11 protein-coding genes are annotated in these 12557 nt (G+C 63.2%); 3 read left to right on the top strand and 8 right to left on the bottom strand.

The genetic code is table 11. The features are described 5' to 3' along the window. Window positions 1-49 precede the first annotated feature (49 nt). The 5 genes from POL67_RS06330 to POL67_RS06350 all read right to left on the bottom strand — a co-directional run bounded on the left by POL67_RS06330 (window position 50) and on the right by POL67_RS06350 (window position 8006). Window positions 50-3049, bottom strand: a complete 3000-nt coding sequence (locus tag POL67_RS06330; RefSeq protein ID WP_271916169.1) for a type I restriction endonuclease subunit R — start codon at window positions 3047-3049, stop codon at window positions 50-52. Then, entirely contained in the window at window positions 3046-4470 is a 1425-nt protein-coding gene (locus POL67_RS53480; RefSeq protein ID WP_271916170.1) for a restriction endonuclease subunit S, read from the bottom strand. Before POL67_RS53480 ends, POL67_RS06330 begins: the two co-directional genes overlap by 4 nt. Further along, window positions 4464-6803, bottom strand: coding sequence for an N-6 DNA methylase (locus tag POL67_RS06340; protein ID WP_271916171.1), 2340 nt, complete (start codon window positions 6801-6803; stop codon window positions 4464-4466). The genes POL67_RS53480 and POL67_RS06340 overlap by 7 nt, the downstream gene beginning before the upstream one ends. Window positions 6804-6864: 61 nt before the next feature. Next, window positions 6865-7422, bottom strand: coding sequence for a hypothetical protein (locus POL67_RS06345; protein WP_271916172.1), 558 nt, complete (start codon window positions 7420-7422; stop codon window positions 6865-6867). 290 nt (window positions 7423-7712) lie between these two features. Further along, entirely contained in the window at window positions 7713-8006 is a 294-nt protein-coding gene (locus POL67_RS06350) for a hypothetical protein (protein ID WP_271916173.1), read from the bottom strand. Between the two features lie 286 nt (window positions 8007-8292). Here POL67_RS06350 and POL67_RS06355 point away from each other — a divergent pair, with 286 nt between their 5' ends. Genes POL67_RS06355 through POL67_RS06365 form a run of 3 tightly spaced genes read left to right on the top strand, consistent with a single transcriptional unit; the run spans window position 8293 to window position 10056 of the window. Beyond that, a complete protein-coding gene (locus POL67_RS06355; RefSeq protein ID WP_271916174.1) occupies window positions 8293-8877 on the top strand; it encodes a hypothetical protein in 585 nt (194 codons plus the stop codon). Next, the gene (locus POL67_RS06360; protein WP_271916175.1) at window positions 8874-9293 is read left to right on the top strand and encodes a hypothetical protein; all 420 of its coding nucleotides are present in this window, start codon (window positions 8874-8876) and stop codon (window positions 9291-9293) included. The genes POL67_RS06355 and POL67_RS06360 overlap by 4 nt, the downstream gene beginning before the upstream one ends. Window position 9294: 1 nt before the next feature. Beyond that, the gene (locus POL67_RS06365) at window positions 9295-10056 is read left to right on the top strand and encodes an ImmA/IrrE family metallo-endopeptidase (protein ID WP_271916176.1); all 762 of its coding nucleotides are present in this window, start codon (window positions 9295-9297) and stop codon (window positions 10054-10056) included. 109 nt (window positions 10057-10165) lie between these two features. On the opposite strand, the gene POL67_RS06370 is transcribed toward POL67_RS06365, so the two are convergent. From POL67_RS06370 to POL67_RS06380, 3 genes are all read right to left on the bottom strand, one after another. Beyond that, on the bottom strand, window positions 10166-10978 hold the full coding sequence (locus POL67_RS06370; protein ID WP_271916177.1) for a hypothetical protein: 813 nt from the start codon (window positions 10976-10978) through the stop codon (window positions 10166-10168). A 171-nt stretch (window positions 10979-11149) separates the two neighbouring features. Next, complete coding sequence (locus POL67_RS06375) at window positions 11150-12121, bottom strand: hypothetical protein (RefSeq protein WP_271916178.1); 972 nt, start codon at window positions 12119-12121, stop codon at window positions 11150-11152. A gap of 16 nt (window positions 12122-12137) precedes the next feature. Continuing rightward, the gene (locus POL67_RS06380; protein ID WP_271916179.1) at window positions 12138-12524 is read right to left on the bottom strand and encodes a hypothetical protein; all 387 of its coding nucleotides are present in this window, start codon (window positions 12522-12524) and stop codon (window positions 12138-12140) included. Between the last annotated feature and the right edge of the window lie 33 nt (window positions 12525-12557).

Genomic DNA, 12557 nt, shown 5'->3' on the forward strand with positions numbered 1-12557 from the left:
GTCCTCTCCGATCGGTGGCGGGCGACGAGGGCAGGAGCGTGAGCGCGGCCTACGCCGCCTGATACGTCGCAGCAAAGATCGTATCCGACAACCACCTCTTGAAGTCCGGGTTGTCTACGAAGAGCTTGAACAGCTCGGTGTCGTCCTTGAGGACGGCCGTCATCACGCGCGCGAGCGCCTTGTCGTGCTCGATGCGCGCGTTCTGCTTATCCGAGTTCTTCTGCGCGTTCTGGTAGGCGGCGTCCGACGCTACCTTCGCAGGGATGTCATGTCCGAGCAGTCGCTCGATGCGATCCCGGTTGTCCCATTGGGTGTTCCCCCAGTGGTCGTTGAAGCTCTTGATGATGTTCGAAAGCCTGTCGATCTCCGGCTCGAGCTTCCGCCCCCCGCCCGTCGTCGGAACGGGCGCGATCTCGGCGTCCGTGTCCGGCAGGTCGATCTTCATCGTCGCCCGCTTCTCGGCACGGTAGCTATCCATGTCGATCGTCTCGAGGATCCCCTTCGACAGGTCCTCCTCCTTCGGCGCGGGTAGCTTGGGCACGAGGAAGTTCAGGAAGATGGACAGCTTCTCCCACGCTGCGTTCGAGTAGGGGAGGATCGAGGCGAGGAACCCGTACGTACGGTTGAAGGCTTTCGCCTTGCCCTTGAAGTCCACCTGCCCGTCCTCGTCGAGCTGGTCCTTGTACACGGCGACGCAGGCATCCAGGATCGGGTCGAGCCGGTCCCGATCCGCCCCGTCGAGGTAGAGCGCGACGAGCTCGTCGACCTGCGTGGGCGCGTAGACCTGGTACGCGTCGAGCTCGGCCTTCAGGTCGTGCAGCTTGTTCGGATCGGTCTCCTCGGCGAGGATCGTCGTGCGGTAGTAGTCCGCGAATGCCGCCTGGATCGTGGCGACGTCGTTCATGAAGTCGAGGACGAAGACGTCGTGTTTCTGCGGGTGCGCCCGGTTCAGCCGCGAGAGCGTCTGCACGGCTTTGATGTCGGAGAGCGCCTTGTCGACGTACATCGTATGCAGGAGCGGTTCGTCGTAGCCGGTCTGGAACTTGTCGGCGCAGACGAGGAAGCGGTACGGATCCTCGACGATCTTCGCCGCGATTTGGCTCGACGGGAATCCGTTCAAGGACGCTTCCGTCTCGTTTTTCCCGCCCACCTCGTGCTCCCCGGAAAACGCCACGATGGCGCGGTACGGGCTCTTGCGCTCTTCGAGGTACGTCCGCATCGCGAGGAAGTACTGGATGGCCCGATCGATGCCGTCGCACACGACCATCGCGCGCGCCTCCCCGCCGATCTTCTTCTGCGCGAGCACCTGGGAGTGGAAGTGATCGACCATGATCTCGGCCTTGCGCCGGATCGCGTGCTCGTGGCTCTCGACGTACCTGCGCAGCTTCTTCATCGCGCGCTTCGCGTCGAACTCGGGGTCGTCGTCGACGCGCTTGATGAGCTTGTAATAGCTCGCAACGGGCGTGTAATGCTCGAGCACATCCAGGATGAATCGCTCCTGGATGGCCTGCTTCATCGTGTAGGTATGGAAGGGCCGATGCTTCGCCTTGCCGCCCCCCGCATCGTACGGCTCCCCGAAGATCTCGAGCGTCTTGTTCTTGGGCGTCGCGGTGAAGGCGAAGTAGCTCGCGTTCGGGAGCAGCTTGCGCGACTCCATCAGACGGTTGATCGCGTCCTCGACGGTCTCGTCGTCGTCCGTGGCGCCGGCCTCCGAGAGCGCCATGGAGAGCGCCGCCGAGGTCTTGCCTCCCTGGCTCGAATGCGCCTCGTCGATGATAATCGCGAACCGGCGTCCCCGTTGCTCGTCCCCGATTTCCTTCAGGATGAACGGGAACTTCTGCACCGTGGAGATGATGATCTTCTTCCCCTCGCTGATGAACTTGCGAAGGTCCCCCGAGTGCTCGGCGTGGCCGATGGTCGCGCCGACCTGCGCGAACTGCTTGATCGTGTCCCGGATCTGCTGGTCGAGGACCTTGCGGTCGGTGACGATGATGATCGAGTCGAAAACGACCACGCCGTCTTTGCGTAGCCCGATGAGCTGGTGCGCCAGCCAGGCAATCGAATTGGATTTGCCGCTACCTGCAGAGTGCTGGATCAGATAACGCTTGCCGGCGCCTCGCTTCGCTGCATCCGCGAGGAGCTTTCGCACGACGTCGAGCTGGTGATACCGAGGCCAGATCTGGGCGAACTTCTTCTTGCCCGAGCTCTTGCCTGAAAGTTCCACGATCTGGGCGTAGTTTTCGAGGATATCGGTCAGCCCGGAAGGCGTAAGGATGCGCTTCCAGAGGTAATCGGTCTTGAGCCCGTCGGGGTTTGGCGGGTTGCCGGCGCCGTCGTTCCAGCCCTGGTTGAAGGGCAGGAACCAGGAGTCCTTGCCCTTCAGGTGCGTGCAGAACTGCACTTCGTGGTCGTCCACGGCGAAGTGCACGGCGCAGCGGCCGAAGGCGAAGAGCTTCTCGGACGGGGGGCGGTCGCGCTTGTACTGCTCGATGGCGTCGGCGACGGTCTGCTTCGTGAGGCTGTTCTTGAGCTCGAACGTGGCGATCGGCAGGCCGTTGATGAAGAGGACGAGATCGAGGGCGCGCCGGGTCTCGTCGCGGCTGTAGCGGAGCTGCGGCGTGACGCTGAAGCGGTTTTGGGCGTGGCGGTCAGCGGCAGCCGTGTTGCCGGGCGAGGGCGTGCCGTAGAAGAGGTCGATGTGCAGCGGGCCGTGCTTCACGCCGTGGCGGAGCACGTGGATCACGCCGTGATTGGTGATCTCGCCTTGGAGGCGGGCGAGGAACTTGCGGCGGGTGGGACCGTCGGTGTCGAGGGAGAGAGGCTCGACGAGGGTGGGCTGTGTGGCGCGGAGGAAGCCCTGGAGCTGGACGAGGTCGACGGCGAACTCGCGGTCGTAATGGGCCGGGTCGCCAAGGATCCAGCCAGTGCCGCCTGCCACCGGCACGGCGGTGTCGGTGGCCACGTGGGGTGGTTCGAGCAGGCCCGTGCGTCCGGTCATGGCGCGGACGATGAGGCGCTCGAGGCCCTTCTCGCTGGTATCCGTGGTCATGCGTCGGCCTCCTCGGGGTCGGCATCGTTGGGGGACTCGTCTCCATCGTCGAGAGCATCGGTGGCGAGCGGTTCGGGCTCTTCGTGCTCGTCGGGTAGACGAGCGGCAGCCTCGCGGACGTCGAGCTTGCCGGTGACGACGTCGGCGATCAGGCGGGTGCGATACTCGCGTAGGAGAGCAATTTCGCGTTCCGTGCAGGAGATGCCGCGCAGAAGTAGCTGGGTTTCCGTGCGAACCATATTCAAGATTGCATTTTGCTCTTGGAGCGGTGGCACGAGAATCGCGAGATTCCCCAGAATCTGCATGTTCAGTCCCTCCATTGTCGTGCCTTTTGCGCCTTCGGTGAGCTGTGCCTGCGATGGAGGAGACTGCATGGCAAGCTGCAGATACCGCGCGCTGACTTGGTCAAAGTCTGGTCGGTACCGCACGAGGCGTGGATTGATGATTCCTGGTTCAGCAGATTCAGGAACGACAGCGACGCGCCCGACGGTGCCCATGACGCTCACCAAGACATCGTGAGGCATTACGCGGTACCGCTCCATCTCAGCGTACTTTTCTGAAGAGATGTAGTAGTCACCTACTGTAAAATCGTCGGGGATGACCTGCTGCTGGCCATAGACGCGATATCCTTCGCGGGTGTACATCGCCTTAGTCAAGGTTGCGCCATATGGACCAGCCACTGCTTCCGTCACCAGAGACTTCAACCGTTTGACATGCCAATGGGCCGGCACGTCCCCCAGCCACTCAATTCCCGTGGGCTTAAGCTGCACATTGGGAACAATCCCGCGCGTCACGGCTCGGTGGACGATGGCCTGCCTCTGTTCGTTCAGAAGTGTAACCAGCTTTTTCTTAGAGGCGACATAGCGGCGAACACGGCGGCTCATGTATTCAATGAAATGCACGATCGCGCGCTGCTCTGCGACCGTCGGCACCGGGAACAGCATTGTCCCGAAGTCAGGATATCTCAGGCGCGGGGCACGCTCTCTAACAGCCGGGCAGGTGACCTCGATGAATTTAGATTGAGCAGCTATTCTCAAGCTCGACGCGAAGTACCCAGGCACATAGTCCTCGTTCCTGGGGTTGCATACGATATACTCCGGTGTGCACTTGCCATCGCTGTCCGACACACCGACAGCCCCCGCGAACGCGTCCATCGCATGGATAACCAGTTGTCCTTTGCGGACACCTTGATATCCAACTTCCTTCAACGCGATCATGAAACCGCCGGCCCGCCGGTTTCGTCGAAGCGTGACCTGACCGTCTCGGAAACACGTCACGATTTCATCGAGTTCGCGTACAGGGAGACAAGACTCGGAGAAGAGAACCTTACCGCGTACGACCGCCCAATGGTCCGGCACTCGTTCTGCCCACGGGACGCCGGAATTTTTGTAGGTCGCGTAGGGCTTGAGCTCTTCTAACACGACCAGCTTCCCCCGACGATCTCGTGTAACAGCCCCTCGGTTTCCTTCTCGACCGCCAGGATGTCCCTTCGAATTTCCTCCAGTGAGCGAAGCGGCTGCGGTTTGTAGAAGCACCGCGTGAAGCTGATCTCGTACCCAATTTTCACGCTCGCCGGGTCATACCAGGCATCTTTCGCATGCGGAAGCACCTCCCGGCGCAGGAACGCCTCGATGCCGCCATGCTCGAGCAGCGGCACCTGCTCCGTATCGCGCAGATCGCTGTCAGGCTCGTACTCGACGATGCACTTCTTCCCGTCGATCGTCGCAGGAAACAACCCGTGCAGCGGGTTGGCTTCGACCTTGCCTGCCTTGTGGACCCTCTTGAGCACGGCCGGAGCAGTCTCGTCCTGCTCGGCGCTGTCGCGCAAGGCTTTGAGCTCCTTCGGACTATACATGCGCCCTGGGTCGATTCCTCGAAGCCGCAAGGGTCGTTCCACGGTTACCTTCCAGTATCCGAAGGCTTCCTTGGGGAAAATCTTCGATTGCTCGGTCTCCTTGAACGCGAGGAAAGTGTCGCAGATCCGCTGGATGTCGTCCTCCGATAGCTCGCAATTCTTCTTGCCGAGGTTCTTGCGCAGCGGCTTGAACCACTGCGTCGCGTCGATGAGCTGCACCTTGCCCACCCGATGCGCGGGCTTGCGATTCGTGAGCACCCAGATGTACGTCGCGATCCCCGTGTTGTAGAACATGTTCAGCGGCAACGCGACGATGGCCTCGAGCCAGTCGTTCTCGAGGATCCAGCGGCGGATGTTGCTCTCGCCCTGCCCCGCATCCCCGGTGAAGAGCGCGCTGCCATTGTGGACCTCGGCGATGCGGCTCCCGAGCTTCGTCTTGCTCTTCATCTTCGAGAGCATGTTGACGAGGAAGAGGAGCTGCCCGTCGCTCGAACGCGTGAGCAGCGAGTACTCCGGATCGCCGCCGTGCTGGATCACGAACCTCGGATCCTTCACACCGTCCTTGCCGCCCATTCGCTCGAGATCGTTCTTCCAGCTCTTCCCGTAGGGCGGGTTGGAGAGCATGAAGTCGAACTCCCGCGAGGGGAAAGCGTCGTTCGAGAGCGTCGAATGCTCGGGCCCGCCGACGAGGTTGTCCGCCGCGTCGCCCTCGCCCTTGAGGAGAAGGTCGGCCTTCGCGATCGCGTAGGTCTCCGCGTTGATTTCCTGGCCGTACAGATGCGTCGTGACCTGCTTGCCACGCTTCTCGGCGAGCTCCTTCAGCGTCTCCTCGCCGACCGTCAACATCCCGCCCGTGCCGCAGGCTCCGTCGTAAAGGAGATACGGTGCCGATTCGATCTGGTCGGCGATCGGCAGGAAGATCAGGTTCGCCATGAGCTTCACGGCGTCGCGCGGGGTCCAGTGCTCGCCCGCCTCTTCGTTGTTGTCCTCGTTGAAACGACGGACGAGTTCCTCGAAGATCGTGCCCATCGCGTGGTTGTCGAGACCCGGCTGTTTTACCGAGCCGTCGCCATTCAGCACGGGATTGGGGCTAAGGTTGATATCAGGCGAGAGAAACTTCTCGATGAGTGTGCCGAGCGCGTCGGCCTTGGAAAGGCGCGGGATCTGGTTGCGGAACTCGAACTTCTCCAGGATATCCTGCACGTTCGGCGAGAATCCGTTGAGGTACGCGTCGAAATCCGCTTTGAGCTGCTGCTGGCTCGCGCGGGCCTTGAGATCGCGAAGGGTAAACTGCGAGGTGTTGTAGAACGCCTGCCCTGCTTCTTGCCGGAGGGCCTCGTCCTGGTGGACGATCCCGGCCTTGTCGAGCTTGGCCTTCATGTCGAGGACCGCAGCCTTGGTGGGCTCGAGCAGCGTGTCGAGGCGCCGCAAGACGGTCATCGGCAGGATGACGTCGCGGTACTTGCCGCGCACGTAGAGGTCGCGCAGCACGTCGTCGGCAATTCCCCAGATGAAATTGGCGATCCAGTGGAGCGTGGCATCGTTTGTGGTGGCAGCGGTCTTCATCGTCGGTTTGGCAGCAGGGCGGGGAGCAGGTTCCGGCTTTGCGGGGACGACGTCGACGGCCGGGAGTGCGTCTTCGCCGAGGATGCGCTGGATGATCTCGTCCTTGACCTTGCCGGAGGTGTCGAGCCCGAGGGCCTCACACATCGCCTTGAGCTCGTCGCGCTTGAGCTGGACGAGGACGCCGAGGAACGGCTCTTCGAGGGCGTGAAGGAGACCGTCCTTCGATCGACGATCTGGGGTGTCGACGCCGAGGGCGGTGACGAGCTCGCGGAGGCGGGCTACCGGGAGGGCGTCGAGGGCGGTCCGCTTTCGGGCCGGGGTGAGGGGGAGCATGCGCGCGGGAGGATCGTCCGGACCGGATCGGCGTGCAAGAGGGGATCGTGTGCGAGTTTGTTCAGTTACATGCGCACACGCCGCCGTGCCGGGAGCAGCAGCCCCGATGCACCGTGGTGCAGGTCGGAGACACGGTCCCATCGCAGCAGCAGACGCGCCCCGCAGGCTCTGGGCGGGGCGCGGGTTGGGCCGGGTGTGTCGAGGCCGGCTCCTGACGGCGCGGCGGCGCCGCCTTGGACCGCTGGCGTGCGGCGGCGGCGGCCTCCAGGGCCGTCAGCTTGCGCTCGAGCTTCGTGCGTTCCTGCGTGGTGGCGGCGGCGGCGAGGATGAGCTTCGTGGTCTCCGCGTCGCATGAGGTCCCCATGCACGCGCCCTCGAGCGCGGATTCAAGCTGCGCGGGCGCCATCGCGGCGTACCTCGCGCGGCGCTCGGCGAGCTGCTGCTCCTCGGCCTTCGCTTCCCGGGAACGCTGCGACGGGGCGTACTCCGTGGTCACGGGCTCAGGCCGGCGGCGCTTCGAGTCGTCGCTGCCGAGGCCGCAGCAGCCGCCCGAGAACCCGCACCCGAGCACGAGAGCCACGAGCACCGCCGCGCGAGTCGAGCGACGCAGGGATCGCATGTTGCCAACACTACAGAGATGGCACGCCGTTGTCCATGGGTTCGGCAACAGCGCAGCGAAGGGTCGGCGTTACTTCGTCTTCGTGGGCGGCGGATGGGGCGTCGGCGGCGAGCGCCTGTGCGGATCCACGGGTACCGTCTTCGGGCCGGGTTTGGGGTAGTCGCGCCCCCCAGGTGGCACCGGGGACGGGGATGACCTCCGGTGCGGGTCGACGGGGACGGTCTTCGGCTTGTTGCTCATCTTGCTAACCTCCAGCGCGACCAGCGCGCGCATTCCTGCGGACTTGTCTCTCAAAACGGGCACCGATCGAGGGCTGGGAGGGACCCCAGGTTGTCGGCAGCGTAGTTGTTCCGGTCCGTCCTCAAGAACGCGACCCGGTTCACCCAGACGACGTTCACCCGCGAACCGGACTCGTACTTCTCCGTCTTCGGATTGTAGTACCAGGTGTAGTACTCGGTCTTCGAGTCATCGATTTCCGAGACCACGGTCTTCCGGTCCTTGGTTTTCCACTCCTTGGACTCGTACACGCGCAGTTTCTTGATGCGCCCGTCCTCGTGTTCTACGCAGCCGATGTACTTGGCCATCTCGGTCCTTTCTTCCTCGGTGAAGACGACCCCCTCGGGCGGGGGTGGAGCCGGAAAAACACCGACTCCGCCCCCATGCTGCTGACGACGGCGCGGTTCTGGTCACGGAGTACGAATTTTTCTCGAGGGGTGGCGATTTCCGGCGGATGAGCAGCAGGTCTGGCAGGGCGTCTGCACTCTTGTTCAGCAGCGCCCTCGGTGCCCGCCCCCTCGAGTCGTCAGCCGGTTGACGACTCAGATGGTCTGGACGGCCCGACGACAACGGTGGCAAGCTTACGATGTGGAGATGACGAACGACGCGATCGACGAACTGCGCGCCATGACCGAGTCCCAGTACGAGGAACTGGCGGCGGCACTCAGCCTCCATGCGAAGAGAGTCGCGAACCGCAAGCGCTGGGCCGGAAGCAACCCGCTCGGGACGGCATCAGGGAGCGAAGACTTCGTTTACGGTGTCGTGGAAAAAGTCATCTCGGGTGTTCGCCCGTGGTCGCGCGCAAGCAACCATTCGCTTCGGCAGCACTTGTTCGAGTGCATACGAAGCGAGGTGGACAACCTCTCGAAGCTCAAGGAGAACGTCGCTCGCGAGGAGTTCGACGGCCAACCGATCGCCGACACCTTCGTGCCGACCCCCGAGCAGCTGCTGGAGCAAAAGCAGTGGGCGCAACACGTAGAGAGGCTTCTGTACGAGGTTGCATCGGACGATCCACTTTTACGCCAGATCGTGGATCTATGGTTGGAGGGCTTTGACAAGCCTGCGGACATGGCGGAGCATCTGGGGCTACCTGTCGACCGTATCAACGTGGGTCTGCGCAAAATAGACCGCCGGTTGCACGCCGAGAATACACGATCGAAAATCGAGGCTACCACATGAAGCGCAAGGCCCCGGATACCGAGATGGACCTCGCATTGCTGGTCGATCGAACCCTCGCCGACGTTCCCCTTGCGGCAGAGGAGGTACGAGAGGCAGCTCGTGAAACCGGCGTCAACATCAAACGATTGGCGTCGCGTTTGCGCGCTCGTGTCGAGGCCGCGCATGCCGATGCCCAGCGAGCGCAGTTTGTGGCTGCAGAGCAAAAATTAGCCGCTGCTCGCGCAGACCTCGAACGCAGACTCGGTCCGCCTAAGCGTTTGACATCGGAGCAGGCACGATCACGACTTCGTGAAATGCGCGGTAGAATCGGGGCCCCGATGGAGGCCCATTTTCACAAGCTGGATCAGCTGTCGGAAGATGACTTGAACCGCCTTGTCGAAGAGTACGAATTGCTATTCGACAAGGAACAGGGATAGGATGACTCGCCGGGTAGAGCGAGCAGTCGGTGCGGCGAAGGCTCGCGTCGTCGCTGCAGAGCTAAAGCTCACGACGCCCCTGCTGGCATCCATCGACACGATCGCGTACATGCGCGGCGCGATCGTCATGGACCGGCCCATGGACGGCGCGCTTGCGCGTCTCGTGAAAGCCAATAACGGAGCCATTATCGCCGCGTCCTCGAAACTGACGGGTGGACAGCGGCGCTTCGCAATAGCCCATGAGCTCGGACACCACGAGCTTCATGCAGGTAACGATGCCCTGGATCTCTGCACAGGTGAGGACCTTCAGGCTCGAGATCAGTCCCGAGAAGGCGAAGCCAATGCTTTCGCGGTAGAGCTGCTTCTGCCACAAAAGCTTGTCGAGCCCCGCTGCGACGTGAAGGAGCCCTCTCTTAAACACGCATGCGCGCTTGCAGACACGTTCCAAGTTAGCTTCGTTGCTGCCGCACTGCGATTCGTCGAGCTAACGCCGGAGGCTTGCGCGATCGTGGTTACTGAGAAAGGCCGGGTGAGTTGGTCAATTGGCAATCCTGATTTCGGCCCCACGCCGGCTCGCGGGATGCCCGTTGATTCAGCAACACTTGCGCATGACATTGCCGCGGGTCGCACTGCCCCTGATGAGCCAGAAGAGGTGCGGGCTTCTGCATGGCTTGGTTCTCGTGCACGGGGCGAGCTTGTCGAGCATTCGGTTGCATGGGGCCGCATGAGCTCCGTGACACTGCTCTGGCGCCAAAGCGAGTAGGACGTCGCGACCACCAAGATTTTCCCCGCCCGCGCCTCGTCCGCGGGCTCGGCTCCCCCTGGCACCATTGCACGATTCGTTGCGCCATGGCTCCTCCCTTCCTCCGCGGCTACCGCCCGACCACGCCGAGCCCAAACGCCCCGAGCGCCACGAGCCCGACGAACCCCGTCACGCGCCCGCCGTGACGCGTCCCGAGCTGCACGATCTCGACATCCTCCCCGTAGAAGAACCGCAGGATCGCCTCGCAGTCGAATCCATGCTCCCCGAGCCAATGCGCTCCGTTTTGGCTGAGACACCCTCGATTCCCGGGGTGCGACGTTAAAGCGAGCCGTGTCGGAATGACATCGGCGCCGCTCCGCCCATAGTTATACGTCACGTACTTCTCGGTGCCCGACGCATCGAACCCCCGCGACCCATCCTCCCGCCACGGCGCCCCCGCGACGTGGTTCGCCAGGATCAGCCGTCCCCCATACCGCATGACGAACCCCCTCGTCCGCGCCGCCGCCGCCACGCACTCCTCGTTCGCCCCCCGCGAGAACACCTGGAACACCTCACCATTCTTGACCGGCGTCGTCCGCCCGAGCGTCGGATGATCCCGCATCGCCCGCAGCACGAACGTCCTCGCGGCGATCACGATCGCCGCCTTCGCCTCCGGATGCGCTCGCAAATGCTCGCCCGCGCATACGCGCGGCAGATACTCATCCTCGAGCGAGAGCCACCCCTCCACCGTGAGAATCCGCTCCGGCGCCTCCTCGAACTCCACGTGCGCCACCGGCACCCACACGGGCTCGCGCATCTTCCGCGCCATCTCTCGTTTTCGCTCCCACAGCACGTCAGGCGCCGGCACCGGCAGCCACTTCCGCCACTTCAGCGCCTCGGCCACCGCACCGATCTCGCCCCACTTCAACGCTTTCGCCGTCACCGGCTCCCTGTACAGTCGGCGCAACGCGTCCGGGATCGGCCATCCCGTCCGAGCGACTACCGCCTCGACGGCCTGCAGCTCGGGCGGCGTAATCCGCTGCGACCCCACCGCGAGGGGCCATGCATTCAGAATCTCGGAGCGAAGCCCTACCGGATCCACGATTCCCTCCTTTCAAGATCGCGGTTGCACCGGCTGCGGCTTGGGCCCCTCGGGAAGCCCTTGCCACGGCCACACGATTTCGGTGGACGGCTGGCGCCGACGACTGGCCACGCGCAGCAGGGCGGCCCGCTGACGCAGTGCATTCCCGGCAAGCTCATGCCCGTGCGCCTCGAGATTCCGAGCAGCCTCGATTAGCATGAGGGGGCGCGTCTCGTACTGGAAGTGGACCTGGGCATAGTTTTGCTCTGCCTGGGACATCCCAAGGTCGAACGGCAGCAGAAGGGTGGCCGCACGATCCCGCATTGCCTGCGCAGCGACAGGCAGTTTGGCAGCTTCGTACTCCTTCGCCCACCGCAGGACCTGCCCGAGATCGTAGCTCGCGGCCTTGACCATGAGATCGAGCGCAGCGGTGCCTTGAATGGCTTTCTCATAGTGGAGTCCTGGGTTATTCTGGTAATCCTCGCTCCCAAGCACATCGAGATCGTCAAACCACGGTTCAATGATCAACGATGTCCCCGAAGGCCTCGGTATCCACGGTGACACGATTTCCGGCGCCGGGACCACTCTCCGGCGCGCGATCCGAAGAAGCGCCACTCGATCTCGCAGGACGTTTCCCGCCGCTCCGTAACCCTTGGCCTCGTACTCTTTGGCGGCCTCGACGAGATACGCGGGACGTGTCTCGTCCATCAGGAGCCATCGAACCATGGGTTGCTTGTCTTGCGGCATGTCCAGCGGCACCGTGAGCGCATGCGCGCGGTCACGCAGCGTCTGCGCAGCATAGGCATGCCCCGCTTTCTCGAACGTGTTCACCCAGAAGAGAATCGTCGGGAGATCGTTCAGGCGCTCGATGAATGTTCGGAACGCCATCCGCCAACTTGGATCCATGCCAGGGTCGAGGTGGATCCCAGGCGTGCTCTGATAATAGTCGCTACCGAGCACATCCAAGTTGTCATACCAGCGCTCGTTGGGCAGCCACTTATCCATGCGTACCTCCCGACGATCAAACCGGCTCGTGCGCCACGACGAAGATGCCACACTCCCCCATCGCGGAGCCGCCTGGGTGCAACCACACCCGTGCCTTCGCCCTGCCGTAATCGCTCTCGAAGCGAAACGACCAATGCGCCACGAGGCCCGGGTACCTGGCGACCGCCATGATCTGCCGCTTGTGGACGAGGGGCCCGATGACGACCACGGGCAGATCGGCCTGGATCGGCTCGGGCCCCAACACATCATCCCGCAAGGTAAGCGTGGCAGAGACGCGCCAGCGCGGAGCCGGCTCTTCCCCATCGAGAGGAGGCTGCTCCATGATGATGACGCAATGGTTCGACCGCCCATTGGGGCTCACCTCGACCATGTTCATCGCCTTCTCGCTGTCGATCTCAGCCACGCTCATATCATCACCGTTTCTTCGTTACCGGGA

The organism is Polyangium mundeleinium (genome assembly GCF_028369105.1).
In the GTDB taxonomy this organism is placed as follows: domain Bacteria; phylum Myxococcota_A; class Polyangia; order Polyangiales; family Polyangiaceae; genus Polyangium; species Polyangium mundeleinium.

Bases quoted from the DNA above. Each gene is read 5' to 3' on its own strand.
- POL67_RS06330 (WP_271916169.1), bottom strand. From the start codon at position 3,049: ATGACCACGGATACCAGCGAGAAGGGCCTCGAGCGCCTCATCGTCCGC.
- POL67_RS06340 (WP_271916171.1), bottom strand. From the start codon at position 6,803: ATGCTCCCCCTCACCCCGGCCCGAAAGCGGACCGCCCTCGACGCCCTC.
- POL67_RS06345 (WP_271916172.1), bottom strand. From the start codon at position 7,422: ATGCGATCCCTGCGTCGCTCGACTCGCGCGGCGGTGCTCGTGGCTCTC.
- POL67_RS06350 (WP_271916173.1), bottom strand. From the start codon at position 8,006: ATGGCCAAGTACATCGGCTGCGTAGAACACGAGGACGGGCGCATCAAG.
- POL67_RS06355 (WP_271916174.1), top strand. From the start codon at position 8,293: ATGACGAACGACGCGATCGACGAACTGCGCGCCATGACCGAGTCCCAG.
- POL67_RS06360 (WP_271916175.1), top strand. From the start codon at position 8,874: ATGAAGCGCAAGGCCCCGGATACCGAGATGGACCTCGCATTGCTGGTC.
- POL67_RS06365 (WP_271916176.1), top strand. From the start codon at position 9,295: ATGACTCGCCGGGTAGAGCGAGCAGTCGGTGCGGCGAAGGCTCGCGTC.
- POL67_RS06375 (WP_271916178.1), bottom strand. From the start codon at position 12,121: ATGGATAAGTGGCTGCCCAACGAGCGCTGGTATGACAACTTGGATGTG.